Annotated in this window: 20 protein-coding genes and 1 pseudogene; 16 read left to right on the top strand and 5 right to left on the bottom strand. The window is 44.0% G+C overall.

Going from position 1 to position 25,164, the window contains the following annotated elements; genetic code table 11:
* Positions 1 to 78 precede the first annotated feature (78 nt).
* From NSS67_RS23020 to NSS67_RS22985, 8 genes are all read left to right on the top strand, one after another.
* Positions 79 to 642 (top strand): ABC transporter ATP-binding protein, encoded by a 564-nt coding sequence (locus NSS67_RS23020; protein WP_339315960.1) that lies wholly within the window; start codon positions 79 to 81, stop codon positions 640 to 642.
* A 53-nt stretch (positions 643 to 695) separates the two neighbouring features.
* Positions 696 to 1,292 carry a sigma-70 family RNA polymerase sigma factor gene (locus NSS67_RS23015; protein WP_339315959.1) on the top strand — a complete coding sequence of 199 codons (597 nt, stop codon included), beginning with the start codon at positions 696 to 698 and terminating at the stop codon, positions 1,290 to 1,292.
* Complete coding sequence (locus NSS67_RS23010) at positions 1,228 to 2,013, top strand: hypothetical protein (protein ID WP_339315958.1); 786 nt, start codon at positions 1,228 to 1,230, stop codon at positions 2,011 to 2,013. Before NSS67_RS23015 ends, NSS67_RS23010 begins: the two co-directional genes overlap by 65 nt.
* 52 nt (positions 2,014 to 2,065) lie before the next feature.
* The gene (locus tag NSS67_RS23005) at positions 2,066 to 2,956 is read left to right on the top strand and encodes an ABC transporter ATP-binding protein (RefSeq protein WP_339315957.1); all 891 of its coding nucleotides are present in this window, start codon (positions 2,066 to 2,068) and stop codon (positions 2,954 to 2,956) included.
* 12 nt (positions 2,957 to 2,968) lie between these two features.
* Positions 2,969 to 4,207: an ABC transporter permease subunit gene (locus NSS67_RS23000; RefSeq protein WP_339315955.1), complete on the top strand. Its 1,239-nt coding sequence runs from the start codon at positions 2,969 to 2,971 to the stop codon at positions 4,205 to 4,207.
* Between the two features lie 12 nt (positions 4,208 to 4,219).
* Positions 4,220 to 5,458 carry an ABC transporter permease subunit gene (locus NSS67_RS22995; protein WP_339315954.1) on the top strand — a complete coding sequence of 413 codons (1,239 nt, stop codon included), beginning with the start codon at positions 4,220 to 4,222 and terminating at the stop codon, positions 5,456 to 5,458.
* 93 nt (positions 5,459 to 5,551) lie between these two features.
* On the top strand, positions 5,552 to 6,637 hold the full coding sequence (locus NSS67_RS22990) for a glycerol dehydrogenase (RefSeq protein ID WP_339315953.1): 1,086 nt from the start codon (positions 5,552 to 5,554) through the stop codon (positions 6,635 to 6,637).
* A gap of 104 nt (positions 6,638 to 6,741) precedes the next feature.
* Positions 6,742 to 7,602: a divergent polysaccharide deacetylase family protein gene (locus NSS67_RS22985; protein WP_339315952.1), complete on the top strand. Its 861-nt coding sequence runs from the start codon at positions 6,742 to 6,744 to the stop codon at positions 7,600 to 7,602.
* Here NSS67_RS22985 and NSS67_RS22980 read toward each other — a convergent pair.
* Positions 7,589 to 8,350 (bottom strand): N-acetylmuramoyl-L-alanine amidase, encoded by a 762-nt coding sequence (locus NSS67_RS22980; protein WP_339315951.1) that lies wholly within the window; start codon positions 8,348 to 8,350, stop codon positions 7,589 to 7,591. The two genes, NSS67_RS22985 and NSS67_RS22980, sit on opposite strands and share 14 nt — an antisense overlap.
* A gap of 185 nt (positions 8,351 to 8,535) precedes the next feature.
* Between NSS67_RS22980 and NSS67_RS22975 the strand changes: the two genes are divergently transcribed.
* Positions 8,536 to 8,727 carry a YqzE family protein gene (locus NSS67_RS22975; RefSeq protein WP_339315950.1) on the top strand — a complete coding sequence of 64 codons (192 nt, stop codon included), beginning with the start codon at positions 8,536 to 8,538 and terminating at the stop codon, positions 8,725 to 8,727.
* Positions 8,728 to 8,799: 72 nt separating this feature from the next.
* On the opposite strand, the gene NSS67_RS22970 is transcribed toward NSS67_RS22975, so the two are convergent.
* The 3 genes from NSS67_RS22970 to NSS67_RS22960 all read right to left on the bottom strand — a co-directional run bounded on the left by NSS67_RS22970 (position 8,800) and on the right by NSS67_RS22960 (position 12,799).
* Complete coding sequence (locus NSS67_RS22970; protein ID WP_339315949.1) at positions 8,800 to 9,837, bottom strand: hypothetical protein; 1,038 nt, start codon at positions 9,835 to 9,837, stop codon at positions 8,800 to 8,802.
* A 155-nt stretch (positions 9,838 to 9,992) separates the two neighbouring features.
* The gene (locus NSS67_RS22965) at positions 9,993 to 11,057 is read right to left on the bottom strand and encodes a YqhG family protein (protein ID WP_339315948.1); all 1,065 of its coding nucleotides are present in this window, start codon (positions 11,055 to 11,057) and stop codon (positions 9,993 to 9,995) included.
* Positions 11,054 to 12,799 carry an SNF2-related protein gene (locus NSS67_RS22960; protein ID WP_339315947.1) on the bottom strand — a complete coding sequence of 582 codons (1,746 nt, stop codon included), beginning with the start codon at positions 12,797 to 12,799 and terminating at the stop codon, positions 11,054 to 11,056. Before NSS67_RS22960 ends, NSS67_RS22965 begins: the two co-directional genes overlap by 4 nt.
* A 412-nt stretch (positions 12,800 to 13,211) precedes the next feature.
* Here NSS67_RS22960 and NSS67_RS22955 point away from each other — a divergent pair, with 412 nt between their 5' ends.
* Entirely contained in the window at positions 13,212 to 15,845 is a 2,634-nt protein-coding gene (locus NSS67_RS22955; RefSeq protein WP_339320675.1) for an adenosylcobalamin-dependent ribonucleoside-diphosphate reductase, read from the top strand.
* A gap of 374 nt (positions 15,846 to 16,219) precedes the next feature.
* Positions 16,220 to 16,876 (top strand): annotated as a pseudogene (locus NSS67_RS22950) (Gfo/Idh/MocA family oxidoreductase); the annotation flags it as partial.
* A gap of 61 nt (positions 16,877 to 16,937) precedes the next feature.
* Here the strand turns inward: NSS67_RS22950 and NSS67_RS22945 are convergent.
* Positions 16,938 to 17,495 (bottom strand): TetR/AcrR family transcriptional regulator, encoded by a 558-nt coding sequence (locus NSS67_RS22945; protein WP_339315946.1) that lies wholly within the window; start codon positions 17,493 to 17,495, stop codon positions 16,938 to 16,940.
* A 112-nt stretch (positions 17,496 to 17,607) separates the two neighbouring features.
* Between NSS67_RS22945 and NSS67_RS22940 the strand changes: the two genes are divergently transcribed.
* The 5 genes from NSS67_RS22940 to NSS67_RS22920 all read left to right on the top strand — a co-directional run bounded on the left by NSS67_RS22940 (position 17,608) and on the right by NSS67_RS22920 (position 25,129).
* On the top strand, positions 17,608 to 18,441 hold the full coding sequence (locus NSS67_RS22940) for an alpha/beta hydrolase (RefSeq protein WP_339315945.1): 834 nt from the start codon (positions 17,608 to 17,610) through the stop codon (positions 18,439 to 18,441).
* Positions 18,442 to 18,685: 244 nt separating this feature from the next.
* Entirely contained in the window at positions 18,686 to 19,678 is a 993-nt protein-coding gene (locus tag NSS67_RS22935; RefSeq protein WP_339315944.1) for an amidohydrolase family protein, read from the top strand.
* 52 nt (positions 19,679 to 19,730) lie between these two features.
* Positions 19,731 to 20,699 (top strand): amidohydrolase family protein, encoded by a 969-nt coding sequence (locus tag NSS67_RS22930; protein ID WP_339315943.1) that lies wholly within the window; start codon positions 19,731 to 19,733, stop codon positions 20,697 to 20,699.
* Positions 20,700 to 20,891: 192 nt separating this feature from the next.
* Positions 20,892 to 22,892: an RICIN domain-containing protein gene (locus NSS67_RS22925; RefSeq protein ID WP_339315942.1), complete on the top strand. Its 2,001-nt coding sequence runs from the start codon at positions 20,892 to 20,894 to the stop codon at positions 22,890 to 22,892.
* Positions 22,893 to 23,104: 212 nt separating this feature from the next.
* Entirely contained in the window at positions 23,105 to 25,129 is a 2,025-nt protein-coding gene (locus NSS67_RS22920) for a glycosyl hydrolase 115 family protein (RefSeq protein ID WP_339315941.1), read from the top strand.
* Positions 25,130 to 25,164 lie beyond the last annotated feature (35 nt).

Here is a 25,164-nt window from a genome sequence, read left to right as displayed (position 1 = left end):
ATAATCATCTCCTAAAATGTTAAATTAATCCAATAGTGGTCATTATACCAAAATTAATATTCTAAATGCAATTTGCTAGTGTTTCTGAATGTCGCCGCGGTATTTCAGGACTTAATACAGTATCCTTTTGATATAAAATCTAATATCGGTTTGGGGAATTTGGAAGAGGTAAACAATCTGGAAAAAATAATTGACGCGGCAAAAAACTCGGGAGCAGATGAATTTATTGCCCAACTTCCTGAGAAATATGAGACCAGACTAAAAAAGGAATGGTCCGGCAGTGTGGATTTATCGCTGGGACAATGGCAAAAGCTGGCCATTACGAGGGCGTTAATGAAGCCCTCCGCTATACTAATTCTGGATGAGCCAACCGCATCATTGGATGTGATCTCAGAACATGAAATTTTCATGCGTTTTCAGGAAATGAAATTCAGTAGATTATGCATAATGGTAACTCATCGATTTGTTAATACCAGGGATGTGGACAATATCATTGTACTGCAGTCGGGTGAGATAAGAGAATTAGGCACGCATGCCGAACTGATCCAGCAAAAAGGAGTGTATGCGAGTCTGTATAGGATGCAAGCAGATTCGTACGAAAAGGAAGCGGCTGAAGAATTTCACGAAAAAGTCACAATGTAACTTCATTTTTTTTCTGTATAAATCAGTTATACATAATAGAGAGGAGGGACGTAGTGGATGAAGTGGAGTGGATCCGGCGAATACATGAGGGGGAGACGCAGTACTTAACACCGCTGATCGAAAGGTATTACCCCGGAATCCAGAAGTATTGCTACTACAAGGTTCGAAGTGAGGAAGAATCGAAGGATCTGACCCAAGAAACTTTCTATCGATTTTGCAGATATATTGACAGATATAAAAATGCAGGAAAATGCCTCGCATACTTATACACAATCGCTCGTCACCTGTGCAATGATTATCTGCAAAAACAGTATTCGTTGTCCTGGGTACATAGGGAGGAAGCAGAAAAACCGTTTTCACAGCCAAACGGCTCCATTGAAGAACAAGTAGAAGGAGAGCATCTGGTTCATGAGCTGCTTCTACTTCTGCCTGAAGAGCAGCGGGAAATGGTTTTTATGCGATTTTGTCTGGATATGACCTTCCGCGACATAGCTCGTGTTACGGGAGTAAATGTATGCATGGTTCAATATCGAGTGAAGCGTGGGTTAATTGTTTTAAGAAGCTATTTGGAGAGGAGTGAATTCGTTGAAGAAGAAGCAGCGACATTCCATAGTAACTACACTAAGAAACTCCCCTTCGTTTCCCGTTGATCGGGGGCGGTTAGAAGAGACCATTCATGGGGCAGCTTTAGAACTGCGCCAAACACAGGCTACACAAAGAACCTCATTTACAGAGTTCTATAAGGCTCAGCTTCGCTTCATCAGTTGGAAAGTGTGGGCATTACAGCTGTTAATTGTTGCTGGAATGGGGTTACTTCTGCATAACTTCATTAATCATCCTCACGGAAATATCCAAATTGTCATGCTGGCATCTATTTCAGCTCCATTACTGGTGATCACGGGGCTACAGACACTGACTCGATCATTAACCTTTCATATGCTGGAGATTGAATTAAGTACTCGGCATATATTGGAGAAACTGACGCTGGTGCGTATGAGTTTGCTTGGATTAGCGGATCTTATCGGTTTGGCCTTACTGGCTATTCTATTGAATGTTTGGATACAGACTGGGATTTTGAGCCTCCTGCTGTATCTGCTGGTGCCCTTCAATATTGCTTGTCTTGGTTCCCTTTGGTTGTTGAACAGGATTCGTACATCAAATTGTGGGTATTATTGTCTCCTTTACTGTGCTCTGTTGGTAATTGTACAGCTTATATTTACATTTAATTATTCCTTCTCTTTGTTTCTATCATCAGTAACCGGATTATGGCAGGTATTACTGGTGCTTTCTACGGTTGGAATTGTTTACGAGACTCGAGGGGTATGCAGGACATGCAGAAGCCTGGAAACGGCCTCAAGAATACAATTTTAAGATTGGCGTGAGACAAGTCAAAACAATAGAGAATAAAAGGAGGAAGTGTGGAATGCTCGAACTGACTTTAAATCAGGTGAGTAAGCATTTTTCTGCCAAAAAGGCAGTAAACGGAATCTCAATCCGACTTACCAACGGTGTCTACGGTTTACTGGGGGCAAACGGCGCCGGAAAAACAACATTGCTTCGGATGATCTGCGGTATCCTGAACCCTACTTCGGGAACGATACAGATGAACAATGAGGAAATCGGTCGTATGGGGGAACGCTATCGCGATTTGCTTGGTTATCTACCTCAGGACTTCGGATATTATCCTGATTTCAGTGCAGAGGAGTTTCTGTGGTACATAGGTTCGCTAAAAGGATTGACGCTGGCGGCATCAAAAGGGAAAGCTCGAGAACTACTCGGCACTGTGGCTCTGGATGATGTGGCTCGGAAAAAAATCCGCACTTTTTCTGGAGGGATGAAGCAGCGGCTGGGTATCGCACAGGCACTACTTAATGATCCCCATTTGTTGGTATTGGACGAGCCGACTGCAGGACTTGATCCTAAAGAACGGGTCCGCTTCCGTAACCTTATCGCCGATTTGGGTAGGGACAAGATTGTTATTCTCTCGACACATATTGTATCCGATGTGGAATATATTGCTGACCAGATTCTTGTAATGAAGAAAGGTAGTTTGCTGACAGCCGGTACGGTGGACCAGCTGACGGCAACGATGAAGAGCTTCGTATGGTCATGTCGTATCCCAGTCCGGGAGGCTGAGGAATGGAATGCCCGTTATTGTGTAAGCAATTTGCGGCATGAAGGGGATCAGGTGGAACTGAGAATTGTGTCCGCAGAGAGACCTATTGAGCAGGCGACATCGGTCGTGCCAACGCTGGAGGACTTCTATTTATACCATTTTCAGGAGGAAGAAGATGTTACGGCTATTGAAAAATAGGGGGCTTGACTTATGGATATATTGACCCGTTTCGAGCTGCGAAAGATCATGCGCCGAAAACCATTTTATGCAGGGATTGTAATCTTGATAGTGGCGGCGTTATTCTTATCCATTATATTAGTCGCAAATACACAAACGACAGGAAAAGATGGTAAGTTCTTGAATGGAGTAGCAGCTATCCAATTAGAAAGAGAGTACAATCGTCAGCTTGCCGGTCCGTTGACCATAGAAAAGATGGAAGCAGCGGTTAAAAGACATCAAAAATTACTTCGTGACCCTGAGAACCTTGATGAAAAAGGTGAGATGACCGTCGAAGCTAATGCCAAATATGACGTTAAGGATAATCAAATTCAATTTTTGATTACAGATGCATTTTCTCCTGCAAGCGGATATGATTTTTACCTTATAAACAAAATAAGTCCTGAAGACGTTAAGGGATTTTACCAGAAACGGATGGAAAAAGTCCAAGGATTGTTAAATAGTAATGACTCTGGTAGCAATTACACAGTCAAAGAGAAAGCTTTTTTCACCAAAATGAATGAGGAAATTCCGGTGCCTTTTCAAATGAACTATGTTACTGGTTGGAAAAATGTATTTGAGAATTTGCCGAGTCTCTTTCTAATTATTGCATTTGTCATTGCGGTTTGTCTCGCCCCCGTATTTGCCGGGGAATATCAGAAAGGAACAGACTCCATCGTTTTATCTACTCGTTATGGTCGCAGCAAAGCCATCGCTGCCAAATTGAAAGCAAGCTTTATTATATCTGTAGGACTTATAGTGTTAGCAATTGGGGTTTATACATTGCTAATTCTAGGGGTATTTGGATTCGATGGAGCGAATGCCAGCGTGCAGATGATTAAATTTTTGGCTCCTGTTCCCTACACGGTGATGCAAACCTATATGTGGGCGGTACTTATCGGTAGCCTAGCTTGTCTATTGGTGGGAGCGCTGACACTGTGGCTCTCCAGTCGGATGGGAAACTCATTTTCCGTTATTATCGCAGTTGGAATTCTTCTTGTAGGTACCCAGTTTATTCCCGAAAATAAAAATAGCCGTCTATTTAATCATCTGATAGATTTGCTGCCAGGTAATATGTTTGACAGCTTTAGTAAAATAACAGGTTATGAAGTATTTCATCTTGGGTGGCAGTTGATTCCAGAGTATAAGATAATGGTTGGATTCTCGGTAATAACTATAACACTATTGCTGCCTTTTAGTTATCGGGCATTCAAAAAGCATCAGGTTATATAGGAGGCTTGAATCATGGACACGCTGACCCGGTTTGAACTGCGGAAAATAATAAGGAGCAAATTGTTTTACGTCGTAATTGCGATTGTAATAGCAGTGGTCCTACTCTTAGTTAACATGAGGGTCACAGGGGCATACATAACGGGTAAGGATGGTAAGGAATTAAAAGGATTGGCTGCGATTTCCCTCCAAAGAGAATACGGTCGTCAGCTTGCCGGTCCCTTAACGACTGAAAAATTGGCAAATTCGATTGAACGACACAAAAAGGCTCATCTCGATCCGAATAATATTGATGATAAAGGGAATTTAAACAGTGAAGCTTATGCTAAATATGAAGTGCCAGATGAACAGATCAATACTTTAATTCGTTACGCATTTTCTCCTTTGAGCAATTATGATTATTCTGTAATGGATAGATTGCAACCGGATGATGCTAAAGTGTTTTATGAGAAACGGATTGAAAAAGTTAACGGTTATTTAAATTACGATTATTCTTATGGTAATTATTCCGTCAAGGAGAAAGCATTCTTTAATACAATGAACGAGGAGCTTCGTGTTCCATTTCAGATGGACTATGTTACTGGATGGGAAAAAGTATTCCAAAATCTTCAAAACCTCTTTTTAATTATATCTTTGGCCATTGCTATATGCCTCGCTCCCATGTTCGCCGACGAATATCAGCGGGGCACGGATGCGATCATTTTGTCTTCTCGTTATGGTCGCAATAAGGTCATCACCGCCAAATTAAAGGCTGGCTTTATTCTATCTATAGCACTACTATTCTTAGCGCTCGTGGCATACACGCTTTTGCTGCTCGGAATATTTGGATTTGAGGGTGCGAAAGCAAATGTGCAGATGATTGACCTTTTGGCTCCCGTTTCCTTCACAGTCTTCCAAGCGTATCTGTGGGCGATCCTCATCGGTAGTCTAGCCTGTCTGATGGTGGGAGCATTGACTCTGTGGCTGTCCAGCCTTATGAGTAGTCCCTTTTCTGTTATCATTGTCATAGGAATATTGGTTATTGGTCCACTGTTCATTCCTGCCAGCAAGAGCAGTCGTTTGTTTAATCATCTGATAGATTTACTGCCGGCCAGTATGTTTGATGGCTTTAAAAAAATTACCTCTTATGAATTGTTTAATCTGTTCGGTGTATTGATTCCAGAATATAAGGTCATGGCAGGATTCGCTGTTATTGTCATAGTGCTACTGTTGCCTCTTACTTATAGGGCGTTTAAGAAACATCAGGTGGCCTGAATTTGAGAATATATTCGCGGTAGATCTTTTTTAATAGCCGATCTGAAGCAATACTCCTTAGAATAAAGGTATACACAAAAGAGGAGTGAAACCATGACGCAAATAATATGTTCACCGACAAAATATATTCAGGGAAATGGCGAGATTCGTAAGCTGGGAGATTATTGTTTGCAGTTGGGAGCGAAAAGCGCTTTTGCGATTATAGATCCTTATATTTTTTCTATGTACAAGGAGGATATCTCACACAGCTTTGAATTGAATAATATTCTAATTGTAATGCGCGAATTCAAGGGCGAGTGCAGCCGTAATCAGGTGGATGAGCTGGTGCTACAACTCGGTTTGAAGGACGTTGAAGTCGTCTTAGGGATTGGTGGTGGCAAGACGTTAGATACAGCCAAAGCAGTAAGTTTCATGGCGGATCTGCCGGTAGTTATTGTACCTACTGTCGCCTCAACAGATGCACCTTGTAGCGCGTTATCGGTTTTGTATACGGATGAGGGTGACTTTGATTGCTATCTACCATTAAAAAGAAATCCCGATATGGTCATCGCAGATATCGATATCATTGCTAAAGCTCCGACAAGATTACTGGTTGCTGGAATGGGTGACGCCTTGAGCACTTTTTACGAAGCAAGAGCCTGCCGGCAATCAGGGGCGATTACCCATGCGGGCGGGACTAGTACAATCGCAGCCTTCTCCTTAGCACGGGCTTGTCTGGATACGCTTCTCGCGGAGGGTGAATTAGCATTGCAAGATGTGAAACAAGGAATCACCACTTCTGCGGTGGAACATATTGTTGAAGCTAATATTTACTTAAGCGGCGTTGGGTTTGAGAGCGGCGGGCTTGCCGCAGCCCATGCCATTCATAACGGACTGACGTTGCATGAGGGATGCCGGAATACGCTACACGGTGAGAAGGTTGCTTTTGCTACGATCGTACAGTTAGTACTTGAGAAGGCTCCGAGTGAGGAGATCGCTCAGGTCATTGATTTCTGCAAAAGAGTCGGACTTCCAGTAACACTTAAGGATCTTGGAATCACCAGTAGTGAGATCGATAAATTAATGGTGGTGGCGGAAGCTAGTTGTACTCAGGAAAGTCCAATGTGGAATATGCCTTTCGAGGTCCAAGCTGTGAATGTGCTAGAAGCAATCCTTGCTGCTGACGAGCGAGGGCAATAGAAAAGCGCGATTGTAAATTATTGCGAACCCTGCACGTACATATTTAACCTTCGTGAACCAAACAATGAGAACAATTGTTTATGACGAAGGAGGAGTTCCTCTTGATGAAGGACAGCCGAAAAGTTAAACGTTATTTTCTAAATTGGTTTGCTGTTGCTGCAGTAATGATTACCGCAATTGTTCCGGCGATGCCGTCTGTCTCTGCAGCCACGTCTAAAGACAACGTTACCAATATGCAGCTTGAAGAGAGTACAGCTAAGCGCAATAAGGTCGTTATTATTATTGATGATTTCGGCAATGACATGAAGGGAACGGATGAAATGTTCTCGCTGCCTGTGAAGCTTACGGTGGCTGTTATGCCTTTCTTGCCAACATCCGTTAAAGATGCCACTCGTGCACACGAACGCGGAGATGATGTGCTGGTGCATTTGCCGATGGAGCCGCGCCAAGGTAATCCGAAATGGCTAGGACCAGGAGCCATACTGGCCAAGATGTCCGATGAGGAAGTTCGACAAAAGGTTGAGGCAGCACTCGATAATGTACCTTATGCGATCGGTATAAATAACCACATGGGCTCAAAGATCACCGGAGACGAGCGGATTATGGCCGTGATCTTATCCGTATGCAAAGAACGAGGATTGTTCTTTGTGGACAGTAAGACCAACTACCGTTCCGTTGCAGGTAATATGGCTTATCGAATGGGGCTACCTCGCGTGGAGAACCACATCTTTCTGGATGACACACATACAGCTAGCCATGTTCTGAAACAAATGGGCCTCGTTAAAGATTTAGCACAGGATCAACGCTTTTGCATCACCATTGGTCATGTTGGCATATTTGGAAAAGAGACCGCCGCAGGGATCCGCAGCGGTATTGAGCAAATGAAAGACAGTGTTGATTTTATTGGCATTTCTGATCTGGTCAAAAGCGAGATGAAGTGGAACTCCAACCTTACACTTCCATAAAATAAGCAACGATACCACCAGCAATGGCTTCAGCAATTTCTTGTTGCCCTTTAGGTGAGCACAGCTTCTGGCGATCTGCCGGACTACTTACAAAACCCGCCTCAACGATAACTGTTGTGGCGGTTATTTTGTTTAGGAGGTAGAAAGGTTTGCCTGGTCTTGGATGAGCTTCGACATCGTAGAGGCTGTTTAATTGTTGCTGAATGGAATTGGCAAGGAAATAGCTGCGACCCTCTTGGCGATACAATACAAGCGGTCCATGTTTAGAAGGGGAAGGCGCCCAATTAATATGGATGCTTACCACTACATTAGCTGGGAGCGTCTCGGCGAGCTCTTTACGCTGTGCAAGATCCCGCAGATGACGAGATTTGCTGCGCAGCCAGCGGTTTTCGTCACTGGGTGCATAATCACCATTGCGATTCAAGATTACGTCAAATCCATCACTGCGAAGCAGCAGAAATAATCGGCGTGAAATATCTAACGTGATATCTTTTTCTAAAATATTACCGTAGGAGGTTCCACCGTCGATGCCTCCGTGCCCTGCATCAATTAGAATCATGCGATGACCGTGGCCTAATAGGTGCTGACGATCATCATTCATCACTGGTTTGGTTGGTGTTGCAGAGGCAGTAGAGGCTTGTGCGTTCCCCAGAAACAATATTAGCAGTCCTACGGTAGTTAAAGTGATCCGAAAGCAACATAAAGCAGTTGCTGTTCTGGGAAAAGTATATTTTATCCAGTTTTTCAAATGAAACACCTCCTTGCATGTGAATAACTTCGTCCCCTAGATTCTTTGTTAGATTGTGCTTTAATAGGTAAACCTATACGACAAATCAGAAGTTTGCAGTTTAGATCTAAGTCGGATGGTGCACACTAAGAACATGGAACGAACGCTGATCATCTAAATTCACAAACAATGTAGGAGGTGTTACAATGGCTTCCGGTGGCGATGAGCTTGTGAAGTATATAACCGAGAAGGTAGTCGTATATATCGAGGATCCACGTGCCATACATGCTCGTAGAGCAGCAGCTACGAAGCAGCCGTGGTCACAGAAATGGTTCGGCATGCTTCCACTTGGGTGGTCTATCTGGCGAAGCAAGTGGAGCCGAGGTAAAAAAGAATGAATGTTAGAAAAAGCAAATAACCTTCCAGTGCCTATGTTCATGAGTGGCAGTGGAAGGTTATTTGCTTTATTGTTAACGATTAAATCCGAGTGCTTTGATATTTCTGTCTGGCAGCTTATGCAGTGTTCCATTGTTCTGTAGTGCAGTGAGAGGTAAGTATCGTTTTCCTTCAGGGCCTGACGCTGCGTATACGGTAAGTTTATTGTTTTCAGCTTGAGCTTCTTCATGAGAAGGCTGCCAGCTTTGATATCCTGTAATCATAAAAGGTGCCCCGACAAGGTCATTTCGCCCAGCAGCTTGATAAGCGATGCTCTCCTTGGATCTAATCAGAAGCGCAATGTTGTCGCTGCTCACTGTAGTTAGTTTAGGAGCGGTCAGCCATAGGATATCTTCGTAAGGATCATCTGACCCTCCACTATTAAAGGCCGATAGCGGTGACACGTCTGGATTGAGATTAGTGATCACATCTGTTACTGGGGGCAGCTCATTAAGGACTTCTTCTGCCTTGCTAAGTGTCCACGGTAAGATTTGAAGCACAGAAGCATTGATGTAAAATATCTTTTCGTCAATGGTTACTTTCCATACAGGTAGAAGCGGTGCATATAATGCAGTAAGCTTTATTTTTCCTGAAAAAGATGAAGTAATAAGTCCTTTCTGCACCAAGAATTGGCGCAGATCATTTAAACTGTACGGGAGTCCGTAAGTGCCGGCTCCATATTCACTTAGCATATATCCGCCTGTTTCGGTAGCGGAAATGATCATGTACCCGATCCGCTCTTCGCCCTTCATAACATTGACTAGCCAGCTATGAGTACCTGGACCAAGGGGATAATATTCTATCCCTGCATCCTTCCAGGCTGTAAATGGAGCTTCTGCAGCAAGCTTGTTCAGTGTAGTCTTAGCGAATTCTTGGACCGTGGTGGGAGAGGGTAAGGTACTCATCTTCAGCGCAGGTATTGCATCCTGTGTGACTGATTGGATCACACTTACTCTGGTTGCGGCAAGCGCCGAAGGAGCGCTGGAGCTCGCTACAAACAGTCCGAAGCATAGAAGCAGGAGGAGGCATCCTTGACCAACAAGTCGCAGCCTCCGCCGTAAACTTATTTTCATGGCGTCGTTCACCTTTCTTTTTTTGAAATATCAGAAAGTATAAGCTTCCTCTTTAGTGTAGTGGACAGGCTATAAAAAGACTGTTGCTTACTGTCGCGCCTGAAGGCGGAAGTTCTCTTGTTTTTTTGCCTGCTTTTAGCGAGTGGGGTCGCATTCTATAGGCTCCGCAGATGAAACAGTCCATAGGTTACCGCAGAAACTGCAATTTGCGGCTCATACTGCCAAATGGTCTCTTGTCGACGACGGTTATACTGCTCTTGAGTACCTAGACGTTTTTCTTCATCAGGCTCTTTCAGCAGTTCGCCGTAATAAATATCAATGATAGCCAGCTCGATTCTAAGACGCTCACGTGCCTGTTCGGCCCAAGTGTAATCAAGCTCGGCTAGCTGGGAGGTAAGATGAGCTTCCAATAAATCTGTAGCGGCTGTCACTGTCAAATCATAAGGCTGAATATGCACATTTTCCGGTAAGCGAGGTGTCATCTCCCGAGAGGATATCTTTGCGTTAAAGTCATCAATGATGGTCCCTTTGGTCAGAGATATCCCAAGATAATGAAGTTCTTCCCGTTTCAAATCACAGCTCATCTCCACTTTATAGCAGACACCGAGCCACGGTTCATAGGCTGCAGAGAAGAGCGTGTTCCGCTGTCTGCTTCCTGGATCCTCAAATAAGTAAAGGCATTTTCCTTCATCTTGGGCAGCACTCCAAATTTGCTGAAGTCGCTTGCTCCCATAGACGACATCTTCTCGTCTTATCATGCCGGGCCCAATTCGAGGCAGTGCTGGAACAATACCAAAGTAGCGGGCAAGGATGCTATCTTCAGGATTTGAAGAGGGGACATGAACCACATTAGATTCCGGTGATTCTGAATTCAATAGATCCGTGCTAGCTTCAACATCAGCTGTCGCGCCTATCGCTGGGCTACCGGTAATAGGCGGGTTAAATGCTCCGATGCTGCGGTTTACCGTTGGTGGAGCTTCTATAGCTGCTTGACTGTCGTATTTTTCAGGATCAAATACAAAGGTGAAAGAGAGTGTCTCCGGATCAACGCCAGTACGCTCCACGAATCCCCAATAATAAGGACGGTCTGTAAGCATTCTGTCAGCTCTTGGCGATAGCTTTACAGTTACGTGAATGGGCGATACTTCAATAATGGAGCATTCTGTCGCTTCCAAATAGTCCATTACATGTTTACGTACTTCCTGTGAGGTGAGGGTCATGTCGCAGTCTCGCTTTCCTTTTTAATACCCTGAGTCAACTCACTTAGGGATTCGCCGATATGATCTAGCTCATTTCGCAGCTCTTCATCGGAGTGAGATTCGAGCATGATTTTGTATAAGCTTTTCTCCAGAGATTCTTTCTTCTCAAAACGCTCCAGAATCACATCCAGCCCGCCAATGACCATTTCGAACATATTGATCTTCTCGTGTAGCAGATGCAGGATATGTTCTTCAATCGTGCCCTGTGTGGACAAATTATAAATAACCACGTCATTTTGCTGACCTAATCGGTGCACCCGTCCAATCCGCTGCTCTACTCTCATGGGATTCCAAGGGAGATCGAAATTGATCATATGGTGGCAGAACTGCAGGTTAATGCCCTCACCACCCGCCTCGGTTGCGATCATTACTTGAGCACGACCACGGAAGAGATCCATCATCCAGTCTTTTTTACCACGGTTCATCCCGCCGGAATAAGAAACACACATTAGCCCATGTTCGCGGAAATATTGCAGCAAATATTCTTGAGTCGCACGGTACTCCGTGAACACGATGACTTTTTCATTCATTTCTTGAATGAGGGATAGCGTTGTTTCCGCTTTAGTGTTGGTCTTAACCGTTCGGAGTGTCTGCAATAGCTCCATCATCCGGTCGCGTTTCGGAGAATCAGCGGGCAGCTTCTTGATCAGATTTACTAAAGTGATAAACACGGCATCCCGGCTGCTACAGACCTCGCGCTGAAGCGTTACCAAGGAAAGCATGCTGCTAAGATTGCCGCCCGATTCCTGATACTGGTCTTTGACAAAAGCAGTGACAGCGTCATATAATACTCTTTCTTCCTGTGATAGAACTAGCGGAATATTACGGACTTTTCGTTTCGTGAAGTTAACTGGACCTTCGCCACGCCGATTGCGGATCATCACCTTCGAAAGCTCGTCCCTTAGCTGACCTTCATTCTTAGGTTGACGTTTATCAACGACGAAATTTGTGGCAAAATCGCCCTGATTTCCTAATTGCCCAGGCTTCAGTAAAGTGATCAAATTAAACAGCTCGCCCAGATCATTCTGTACGGGAGTAGCGGTTAGGAGCAGGCAATATTTTTTGCGTAATTGCTGTACAAATAGATAATTGGTCGATTTTTTATTCTTCAGCTTGTGTGCTTCATCAATAATCAACATGTCATATTCATTTTCCAGCAGCATTTCTTTATGGGGATCGCGTTTGGCGGTATCCATAGATGCGACTACAATCGCATTTCCCCAGGAGTATGCTTTTTTCTGTGCAATGGCGGATATGCCAAACTTGGCATTCAGCTCGCGGACCCACTGCAATACGAGGGAAGCCGGTACCAGAATAAGAACTTTAGAGACGAGACCGCGAACAAGATATTCCTTAAGTACAAGTCCTGCTTCAATCGTCTTTCCTAGTCCTACCTCGTCTGCAAGAATCGCGCGGCCTGACATCTCAAACAGAACTTTATGCGCGGTATCAAGCTGGTGAGGAAGAGGGGATAATCCGGATAAATGCTTCATGCATTGCAGCTCATCGAAGCTTGTTACTAGACCCGTTTGTTCACCTTGCACGGCAAGCTTAGACAGACGTAAATCTCCCCACGGACCGCCTTTTTCTAGCTTGAGTTCTAGATCCTGTAGCCAATTCCGGTCAAAAGAAAGAGGAACAGGCAGTATAGGCGCGGACTTCCCACCTTTGTGGGGTTGAGAATTACGGAATAATTGCGTCATGGTACAGCCTCCTCAGGCGCAAATTCATATCATCATTCGTAGGAGTAGTATGCTCTTAAACAATAAAATTCATAACCTTCTATTTTTCTTGATAGCCTTTAAAAAAGAGAGCAAAAGCGAGAAAACGCGGCATGGTTTGCGATATTTCGGCTGCTTGACTCTATTTTCGAAAAAGACCTTCGATACAATATGTGGTATAGTTTAAAAGCTGACGCACACAATATATTGTGACAAAAGCATGAAAATGTGTTTTTATCAAGCTGCGAAGCTGGTATTTTTTATTGACAAGATGAACTTCCTACATACACCCGTAAGGCGGAAGATAAGTGTAAGGAAGTTTTTGTTGTGGAGATCACAACTTGAACTGGAACTAATATTTACTACAATGCGGGAGGTTTTTTTATTGAGTAACATGGAACGTAAGCAACGCCTTGAAGGGCTAAGTGAAAAAATATTTTTGGATCGTTATGCTTGGAAGGATGCCGACAGCAACAATGCTAAAGTGGGCGATGTAGTACTCGTTCTAACAAAGGATGATCCGAAGTTTCCAACGAAGGAAGTCGGAGAGATTGTAGAGCGTAACGGCCGAATCGTAACCGTGAAGACGCGCAGCGGCGAACTTGTGAAATCAGATGTTGAGAAGCTGACGCTTAATATAGAAAAAACACCAGAGGAAATGTGGGATCGTCTATCTACAGCTATGGCTTCTGTTGAGAAGACACCTGAGCTTCAAGAAGAATGGGCAGGTAAATTCCGTTCGATTCTGGATGATTGGAAGCTCGTACCGGGTGGACGTATTGCGGCTGGTGCAGGCGCTAGTGAAGAACTAACACTGTTCAACTGTTATGTAATCCCTTCTCCAAAAGATAGCCGTGGCGGCATTATGCAGACATTGGCTGAAATGACAGAAATTATGGCTCGTGGTGGCGGTGTAGGGATTAACCTATCATCACTACGTCCGCGTCGTGCGATTGTGAGAGGTGTAAATGGTTCGTCTAGTGGTTCTGTATCTTGGGGCGGTCTGTTTAGCTATACCACTGGACTAATTGAACAAGGCGGCAGCCGTCGTGGAGCGCTCATGCTCATGATTAATGACTGGCATCCAGATGTTGAGGACTTCATTACAGTGAAGCAAACGATGGGTCAGGTTACTAATGCGAACCTTTCGGTATGTGTGAGCAATAGCTTTATGAAGGCTGTTAAAGAAAATTTAGATTGGGATCTCGTATTCCCGGATACGACAGACCCTGATTATAACGATACGTGGGATGGCGATCTCGACAAATGGAAGGCTGCGGGCAAAAATGTTATTCATTATCGCACCGTTAAAGCGCGTGATGTGTGGCGCACTATTATCGAATCTGCTTGGAAATCCGCTGAGCCTGGCGTTGTGTTCATGGAATACTACAATCAGATGTCCAACAGCTGGTACTTTAATCCGATCATTTGTACGAACCCATGTGGAGAACAAGGACTGCCAGGCTGGGGAGTCTGCAATCTGTCGGCTGTGAATCTGTCTAAGTTCTACGATGAGAAGAATCATGATGTAGACTGGGAAGATCTTGCGAATACGACTCGTTATTCTGTACGTTTCTTGGATAATGTCATTGATAAGACGCCTTATCATTTCCCGGAAAATGAAGCGAATCAGAAGAACGAACGCCGTGTAGGTCTCGGAACGATGGGACTTGCCGAGCTTATGATCAAATTGAACATCCGTTATGGCAGTCCGGAATCTTTGGCGTTTCTGGACAAGCTTTACGGCTTTATGGCTCGTGAAGCGTACCTTGCATCCGCAGAGATTGCTGGTGAGAAGGGATCGTTCCTTGCTTTTGATACTGAGAAATACCTAATGAGCGGGTTTATGAAAAATATGCTCGAAGCGTATCCAGAGGTTGGAGAAGCGATCCGCCAACATGGTATGCGTAACGTTACAGTGATTACACAAGCGCCTACAGGCAGTACAGGTACAATGGTAGGTACTTCGACAGGCATTGAGCCATATTTTGCTTTCAAATATTATCGTCAAAGTCGTCTTGGCTACGATGAGCAGTTCGTTCCAATCGCTCAAGAATGGCTGGAAGCTCATCCAGGTGAAGAGCTGCCAGAGTACTTTGTGACCTCGATGGATTTGTCCGCTAAGGATCATATCCGTGCGCAAGCTGCAATTCAACGCTGGGTGGATAGCTCGATTTCCAAGACAGCGAACTGTCCGTCTGACTTCACAGTAGAAGAGACGGCTGAGCTTTATGAAATGGCCTTCGATCTAGGCTGTAAAGGCGTTACGATCTACCGTGATGGTAGCCGTGATGTGCAAGTTCTGGAAACCTCGAAGAAGGAAGATAAGAAAGAAACTGCAGCTGAAGAGGTAGCTCCAGCAGTTGAAGTTGCAGCAACTCCTGAAGCAAGTGCGAGTATTGTTGCAGCAAGTCCAGCGCCACAGGTGACTACAGAGCTGGATAAACAATACAAGAAACGTCCGCAGGTTCTGCGCGGCGCAACATACAAGATCAACACACCTTTTGGTATGGCGTATATTACGATCAATGATTTAGATGGTACACCGGCTGAAATCTTCCTGAATGTAGGTAAAGCGGGTTCTGACGTCTTTGCGATGGCAGAAGCACTTGGACGTGTCTGCTCCTTGTTCCTCCGTTATGGAGATCATGGTGAGAAGGTTGAACTGTTGATCAAACATCTGAAAGGCATTGGCGGATCAGGTGCTATCGGCTTTGGTGCAAATCGCGTTGAATCCATTGCAGATGCTGTAGCTAAAGCACTAGAAACTCATGTACTGAACAACGCTCAGGATGATCATGTGCCTGCACCTATCGCAGCGACTTTGGAGCTGGAGGATTTCAATGAAGCGTTGAACGCTGAGTTGAAAGCAAGTGTTCCTGCCACAGCAGCAATCGATGGTGGACATGGTGCGCATGATCACTCGAAGGCTTCTCGTGATCTTTGCCCATCTTGCGGCGGTGCCTCGCTGATTAATATCGAGGGTTGTAAGACTTGTGGGAATTGTGGGTATAGTCGTTGTGGGTAAGTAAATATTCAAATAATTATATTTATACGTTTTGTGATTTTTTCATTTTAAATGATAAAAAATAAAATATGCAAATTTGTGCATAATTATTCAAGAGGGCCGATAGATTTGACAAATCGTTTATTATAGTTCCTGCCTTACTTACTTTAATGGGGAGCAAGGAGCACAGTCAGCGTGAAGGGCAGCAACAAACTTCCTAAGCATGGTAAGAGGAAAAAAGGAGAGAAAGAAAACCGCCTGGGACACCTGGTTACCAGAAAGCCATCGACAATAGTCTTGGCAGGAATCATCCTCTTGGGAACCAATGCGCTTCCATACTTCCATATCCAGCTGGGCACTCGGATGATGGTCAAAAATCTACAGAGAAAACCGAGCAGCGTCTGATGCCGCCCCACCAAAAGGCCAAAGAAATTTTGCAAACAGGTAAAATGGGTAAAGTCCTTTCCTTCCGCACGTCCTTCGGCCATCCGGGACCTGAACGCTGGAGTGTTGATGGCTTCTTCCGCAAGGAAGAAGCCATCATGGGCGCAATGGGCGACCTCGGTGTTCACAAATCTGATTTGATCCGTTGGCTTCTAGGCGATGAAGTGGCTGAAGTCGCTGTCTTCGTGAACACGCTGCACAAAGAAGGAACCGATGTAGACGATAACGCGACCTGCATATTACGCATGAAGAGTGGAGCGGTCGGCACGTTAGTTGCCAGCTGGACGTATTATAAAGGCGGCGACAACAGCACGGTATTGTGGTGCGGAAATGGTGTTATGCATATCGATACGCATCCTGTTGATCAGGTTATTGTCGAGCTTCGTGACGGCTCCGTTGAGAAGTATCAGGTCGGTGCGATGGCGACGAACGAGAAGCAAGTGCCATGCGGCATTATGGATGCTTTCATAGAAAGCATTGTAACGAACACACCACCGAGCATTTCCGGCGAAGAAGGCCTGAAGTCACTCGCAGTCATTCTGGCTGCATTCGAATCGCAGGATTCGAAAAAGATTGTTCCTTGTCCTAATACTTACTGCAAATATTAGTACTGAAAAAAATCCCGTTTGCTGCTTGAGCAGCAAACGGGATTTAGTTATTTACCTCCATTCAAAATAACGAAGATAATCGTTCGATGTTCTCTTCAAAGTTTTGTTGAATATTTACTTTTTTCGGTGCAACCCCATTATTCATGAGTTGCAGATGTCCAAGTACATAACTCAGAAATAATTGTTCATTTTGTTCAACCTTCGTTTGATCTTTTGTAACGGCTTTAATAAGTTCAACTAAAATATTATGCAAATTTTCCATTTGCTGCGAGACTGCTTCGGTATAGCTGAATTCAGCCAGTCCTCCAACCATATCTGGAAATCTGAGACTGGATTGTGAATATGAAATCATACATAATGCGAATTTCCGTAACGCGTCTTTTCCAGAGTATGCTAATAATTCATGGTAGATCAAGTCGACCATGCCTTTTATATAGATAGCTACAACTCCACTTTTTAAATCCTCTAAATTACTCACATATCGATACAATGACTGCGGCTGAATGGATAATGAACGGGCCAACCCGTTGTAGGTCAGCTTATCAAAGCCCAGTTCACTGCTGATTTTCAAACCTTGTTCAAGCACAAGCTCTCTTGTTAAACTAATTTTCTTTGTCATAATTCCATCCTTTTTTTAATTTAATGACTTGACTAACTCATATCATGAGTTTATAGTTCATATCATGAGTTAGCAATAGTTTTTTCAAATATTTTTAAAGGAGCGATTTACCATGAGTTATTTAGAAGAGAATGGTGCCAATTTATATTATGAAACAGTTGGTCAAGGTCCTGTTATTGTCTTCATTCCAGGAGCTAATGGTACTGGGAATATCTATGCTGGCGCCGCCAAATTTCTACAGGACCGATACACTGTTGTAATGTATGACCGCCGCGGTTATGGACAGAGTGAATTAACGGTAGCATTGCCGTTAGATGCCCAGAATCCACACAGCACGTACCGTCTTGAAACCGACGCTAATGACGTAGCTGCTTTGGCAAAACATTTAAGTGATGAACCTATATATATTTTGGGCAGCAGTTCAGGCGCAATTGTTGCAATGGAAACCTTGCAGGACCATCCTGATATTGTTAAAAAAGTTGCTTTCCATGAACCGCCAATCAACACATTCCTGACTGATTCCGCAGACTGGGCAGCAGTGAATGATAATATAGTTGAAACTTCCCGGACAGAGGGAATGGCGGCAGCCATGAAACTATTTGCTGAAGCTATGAATACCGTTCCAATGGATACTCAAATGATGGCTAAGCCGGCAGTTTCGATTGAAAATGCTGATAATCCTGTTGTTAAAGGAATGGCCGATTGGTTCAAATATGAAATTCGCCAATACACCAGCCGTAAAATCGATATCAACAAGCTGGCCGATAAGAAAGCTAAAATTATCTTATTTAATGGAACAGATTCCGTCGGCTCCTTCCCTCAAGATGTAGTCAAAGACTTATCCGAGAAGCTTGGCTTACCGATTCACTCCATCGCTGGCGCTCATTTAGGCTATGCCCAAAAGCCGCAGGAATTCTCTCAAACGTTAAAAGAACTATTTGTTTAATGTAAGAAACCGTGAATTAGATAACAAGCTGTCTTAGGGAATCTGAGGTAGAGCATTAAGGAGAATTGAAGAATATGTAAAAAGGGGCTGATAAGCGATTATCCGCCCTTTATTTAATGATTAAATTTATCCTCGATTTGAACCTGGGAACATCTCATATTATAGCGAATATAATTTGAAACTTGCAAGCAATGTGTAGGAGTACAACTATTACTTACCTATACACACAGAAGGAAGGGGAAATATGAAGATCATTACAATTGAAGAGCATTATATGGACACTTCGGTGGCTGCCGCCTCAGCGGAAGCCGTGAACAATTTAAACCCAAGTTTCCGTGATGCCTTTAGTCAAGGAGATTCAGCTTCTCCGGCACCATCAAAGCTAATGGATTTAGGAGAAGAACGTTTGGCCAGTATGGATGCTAATGGGATCGACATCCAGGTACTTTCCATGAATGGGCATGGGATGCAGTTCCTTTCGGCAGAAGAGGCTGTACCTCTAGTAAGAGAAGCCAATGACCGATTGGCAACAGCTATTAGCGCTCACCCGGACCGCTTTGCCGGATTCGCCTCATTGCCTACTTCGAATCCAGAGGCAGCAGCCGCAGAACTAGAGCGAGCAGTGAATAAACTTGGCTTTAAAGGAGCCATCATCAATGGACGCACTCATGATCTGTTTCTTGATGATTCAAGGTTTAGTCCGATATTAGAAGCTGCAGCTGCAATGAATGTACCCATTTACTTGCATCCGACCATACCACCAAAGTCTGTTCAAGATATTTATTACAGTGGACTTGATTCAATAGTTAGCGCGCGTTTTGCAACTGCGGCTTGGGGTTGGCACAATGAAACCGGCATTCATTTATTGCGTTTGATTCTGGCTGGAGTCTTCGATAAATATCCTCAGCTACAAATCATCCTTGGACATTGGGGAGAAATGATCCCCTTCTTTTTAGAACGTGTTAATGACGTTTTTAATCCGGTAGTGAAAAATCTCCAGAGAGAGGTTTCCGACTACTTTTTAAATCATGTGTATGTAACCCCAAGTGGTATGTTCAGCCTTCCATCCTTTATGCTGACTCATCAGGTGATGGGTGCAGACCGTATCATGTACTCTGTGGATTATCCATTCGTTGGCAATGAAGGGGCGAGAGTCTTTCTTGAGAACGCGCCAATAAGTAATGCAGATAAAGAAAAAATAGCTCATGGAAATGCAGAAAAGTTACTTAGGCTTTAGCTCCTGCTAAGCAACATTCCCTACAAACAAGACTAATGAAAGATGGTGCAGTATGACTACTCAAGATAAACTATTCTATCCCAAAATCGATCTTCACACTCACTACTTGTCCCCGGGCTATCAACGCTTCCTGAAGGAACGATATAATGACTTTGGCGATGGAGTAAAAACGCCCCGTTGGGATGTATCGGAAAATCTTGAACTGATGGACCTTATGAATATCCAATATGCAGTGCCGTCGATTTCCTCCCCCAATATCAATCATGGCGATAAAAACGAAACGCTAGAGCTTGCAGAAGAGGTAAACGAATATGGAGCAGGCTTAGTCAAACAGTATCCTGAGAAATACGGTTTCTTCGCGAGTTTACCAATTCCACATATTGAGGAGAGCATTCGTGCAATTCGAAAAGCCATGAATGAACAACGGGCAACTGGTTTTACTTTAGCTACGAACGCGAACGGAACTTACCTCGGAAGCCCTGAGCTGGACCCTGTAATGGAGGAATTAAATCAGTACAAGGCTATCGTTACTATACATCCAAATGAGCCTCATACCCTTGATAAGGGACTTAACAAAATGCTACCATCGCCGTTAATGGAATTCTTTTTCGATACCACGCGCACCATATTGAATATGCTGGAGAACGGTATTTTTAAACGTTATCCCGATATTACTTTTATTATTCCTCATGCCGGTGCAACGCTACCTATTATTGCCGACCGGGTTCAAGCAGCATTGCCGGCATTGAATCCCGATGTTGACCCTGCGGATATGGACATTAAACAAGTGATGAAGAATCATTACTTTGACGTAGCTGGCATGGTACTGCCTAGACAATTACCCATATTACTTGAGCTTTCTGATCCTAAAAAGATTGTTTATGCATCTGATTGCCCGTATACGCCTGATGGTTTGGTTACGTTACTAGGCAGAGAATTAGAGAATACCACACAATTATCGGACGCATTAAAACAAGATATTTTTCTGAATAACGCGAAGGCGTTGCTAAGTCGGGGGTAAATTAGTAAAGATTAAGAGTTGCAAGCTATCAAAGGGGCGGATGAGCGATCATCTGCCTCTTTGATATGTAATCAGGTTGGGCATAAAAACGAATAAAATACATAAAAGAAACGAATTCAATTCATTTTTCATAATGGATTTATACAATAAAATGAAAGCGTTATATTTCATTTATTAGGAGGGAAAGTAAATATGCATGGAGGAAAAGTGAAAACGGGTATCGGAAATATGTTGACGAAAATGATCGTTGTTATTACCCTTATGTTCAGTTTCTCTATCCAGATGGTCACACCTGCATCCGCTGCGTCCGTATTGACTTACCCTACTCCTTCCTACTTCGCTACAAGTACGGCATATTCTTTGCTTGTAGATTCGACTACTGTCAAAGTTGTCAAGCATTTTGATTATTCATTTGCCCAGTTGTCTTATTCTGGTACGGCTACATTCAAAGTGACTGCCAATGAAGCGATTACTTCCTACAATATCAGCCCTCACAGTTATGGTATAGAGGCTACTGTTAGCGGCAATAGTCTAACCTTCTCACTTCCTCAAGCCGGTTCAAGGTACTTAGTCATCAAGATCAATGATTTGGAGAACCTGGTTATTATGGCTGATCCTGTAGAAATAGGGGCACCCGTCCCTAATGGGAACAGCGTGAAGAGCATCATGGATTATTCTGGTGTGGACAATACAGGCAGCAATCTGATGACTTCCAAAATCCAACAAGCCATCAATGATGCCAACGCTCGCTCTGGCGGCGGCACTGTATATTTTCCTGCTGGTGTTTATAAGATTTCTCAGTTTGAGCTGAAGAGTAATGTCACGCTATATTTAGCCGCTGGAGCTGTTCTTCGCGGATCAACGACATTAAGCGATTATGATTTTACGGACACTAAATTTAAACAGTCTAATATACGTATCGTAGGGGCATCTAATGTAGCTATCAAAGGAAGAGGGATGATTGACTCCAATGGTACTCCGCTTACAACAAATGATTTCGGGCCGAACCGGGAGAATATCATTCGTTCTTATAAAAATTCTGCGGGAACAAAGCCGAATAATCTGACCATTGAGGGAGTCACATTAAGGGATGGAACAACCTGGAACATTAATATTGAGGAATCAACGAATGTTAAAATCACCAATGTAAAAATTTTAAATAATGTTCACTGGGTTCATGGGGATGGCTTCGATCTCGTCAATACATCCCACGCTGTTGTGGATCAATGCTTCGCCTATACAGGCGATGACGTATTCGATGCGAAATCGTCGACTGAGGAACCAATGACGGATGTTGTTTATAAAAATTCAGTTGCTTATACGGAATCTGCGGGTACCAAGGCAGGAGTTGCAGGACAAGGATCGTTGACCGATCTTTGGTTTATCAATATTGATGTAATTCTAGCTTATCGGGGCATCAGTTTGAGTCATGACGAAGGGAATGGTGTATGGAATGATATTCATTTTATCGACATCCGTACAGAAAAGATCTTCAATAATGGACCTAACGGGCAATATAGGACGGCTCCACTCCTCATTTGGACAGCGAAATATGGCACACAGGTTGGCCCCATCAGCAATGTAGAATTGACCCGTGTTACATTTGAGAACACTAACAACTTTCGTTCCATCATTCAAGGTTACGACAGCACGAGCAAAGTTTCCAATGTAAACATCACTAATCTAAAGATGAACGGTAACCTGATCACTGACCCTTCCCAGGGGGGAATTGATATAGGTGGGAACACGTCCAATATTACTTTTAACACTGCAACCACGAATTATATGATAACCAATGCAAACTCAGGTAAAATTGTCGAAGTTTTTGGTGGTGGTACGACAGATGGTACAAAGGTCGTTCAATGGAATTATCATGCTGGAAAGAATCAACGGTGGGAGCTTGTCGATGCTGGCGGCGGTTACTACAAGATTAAGAATGTTAAAAGTGGAAAAGTCCTGGAGGTGACTGGCGGTTCTACAGCCAATGGAGCCTTAGTCACTCAATGGACGGATAACGGCGGGGATAATCAACAATGGAAGATCGTTGACGTTGGTGGCGGCTACGCTAAACTTATTAATCGCAACAGCGGTAAAGTACTAGATAGCACTGGGGCGACCGCAGATGGAGTTCAACTCACCCAATGGGAAGATAATGGCGGAGACAATCAGAAATGGCAGTTGTTTTCACAGTAAATAAGGAAATTATATAGGTTGGGTGTGGGCGAAGAGCGGACTATGCGTTCTTCGCCCACACTTTTATTCCCCATTCAAAGACTCCTTAACCGAATAAATTACATAAAATAAACAGAACGAGTACATTTTTTTGGATGAACTTATGAGATATAGTAGACTCGATAATCCTCGGAAAGTGGATTTCTTCAAAGAATAGCAGAGGGGTGGAAAGATTGGCATTACAGAGTAAGGATAGAGTGGAAGTCCAAATTGACGCTCAGGAACATCAGGGAATTGGGTTAGCTATAAATGATTTAATCAATGATTTGAGCCAAGTAATGGACATTCAGGGAGTGTGCCGAAAATACCTTTCAGATGTAGAAGGGTTTTCCATTGTTGTGGGAACCTTAAGCAATCCTGCGTTTTCGGAATTCTTAAAGAATAGAAAATTCGATTTCAGCAAAATCGCTGGGAAAAAAGAGCATTACCTCATTAAGAGTACCGGTGAAGAGGGGCGTCAGCTCGTTATTGCCGGCAGTGATACTCGGGGGGCGATTTATGGCATCTATGAATTTAGCCGGGTTGCTCTTGGCGTGAATCCCTTGTATTTGTGGACAGGCCATACCGCAGCAGCCATAGAAAGCCTCGATTTCAGCAGCATCTTGATGTCTGACGGACCTCATACCTTCAGCTACCGTGGTTGGTTTATCAATGATGAAGATCTGTTGCTGGGGTGGACCGGCAAATTCGATACGAATTTTCAGAACAATGCATTCACGAAGCATGCAGGTTATGCAGATGCAATGGAACCGATTATGGAGACTGCACTACGACTTAAACAGAATCTGTTGATTCCATGTTCCTTGCTTGATATTTTCGATCCATCAGATGAAGATTTGGTTCGGCGGGTGGCGGAACGTGGACTGCTTATTACCCAGCATCATATCGAGCCGTTAGGAGTATTCCCAAGGCGTGTTCAACGCTACTGGCAGGACCGAGGAGATAGTGAGCCTCTATCCTACACGAAGAACCCAGGGAAGTATGAAGAGGTCTGGAGACTTTATGCAGGTCGTTGGGCGAGGTATGACAACGTGGTTTGGCAGCTTGGCCTTCGCGGCATGGGTGACAAGCCTGTATGGGCAGATGATCCTTATGCGCCAGATACAGATAGTGGAAGAGGTCAGTTAATCGCTGGTGCCATTGCTAAGCAACTTGAAGTCATTACTGAAGCAGTGGGTCACAGCAACTTCGCCTCGACGGCTACTTTATGGATGGAAGGAATGGAGCTTCTGAAGGGAGGACATTTGTCATTTCCGCAGGAAACGATGATTATCCATGCGGATTTCGGCCCGACCCAGATGTTAGGTGACAGTTTCTATGAGGTGAAACGGGAGCCGGGAAGGCAATATGGCGTATATTATCACGTCGCTTTTTGGAGTGACGGACCTCATCAGGTTCAAGGAACCTTACCTCAGAAAATTCATTACAATCTGCAAGCAGCTGTTCAGCAAGGGAATACCGACTATCTTGTCGTTAACGTAACGAATGTCAGAGAGATGCTTCTTGGAACCCAATTCACCGCCGCCTTAGGCTGGAACTTTGAAAATAATCAGCCGGAACAGTTTATGCAGAATTGGGCAGTCGAGCATTACGGGCAGCAATGCAGTGTGGCAGCGGTACGGGCTTATCAAGCTTATTTCGCAGCATTCCATTCGCTAGACAACCAGGGATATGCTGGCCGTATGCTCCTGATGGATGGCATGTGCCGAAGATTAATTATCAAATTGACAGCTATTTTGAATGGTCAACCGTTCACCAAAGACGAGATCCAGAACAAAACTCTATTGGCATTTGATCAAACAGCGGACTTCGTAGTGTATTACAAAAATGCCACTGAAGAGGCCCTTCCGAAGTGGAATATCGCTTTGAACGAGGCTTATCAATCTTTACAGGAAATCCCAGAGGAGCGAAAAGAGTTCTTTACTACCAACCTTCTGGTCCAGCTGTCTCTCATCCGCGGATTATACCGGGCAGTTCATCAGCTGGCTAATGCGGCAGAGGCCGTACTTGCTGGTGGCACAAGGAAAGAGATTCACGTGCGTGTTCTAATCTTGGAAGCTGCAGCGGAACTTCAGCAGGCATCCATCATCCGCTTACACGCTGAGAGAGGCAAGTGGAAAGGATGGTATGACGGCGATGTATTGCTAAACCTTTCAGATCTTATCCGTCAGATAAGAGAATGTGCAGCGAATAAATGAGGTGTAATTAACAATAATTTACCTATAGAAAGGTG

This window comes from Paenibacillus sp. FSL R10-2734 (assembly GCF_037963865.1).
In the GTDB taxonomy this organism is placed as follows: domain Bacteria; phylum Bacillota; class Bacilli; order Paenibacillales; family Paenibacillaceae; genus Paenibacillus_AQ.
Note: the sequence above shows the minus strand (reverse complement) of the source record. Positions and strands in the feature narration are given on the sequence as shown.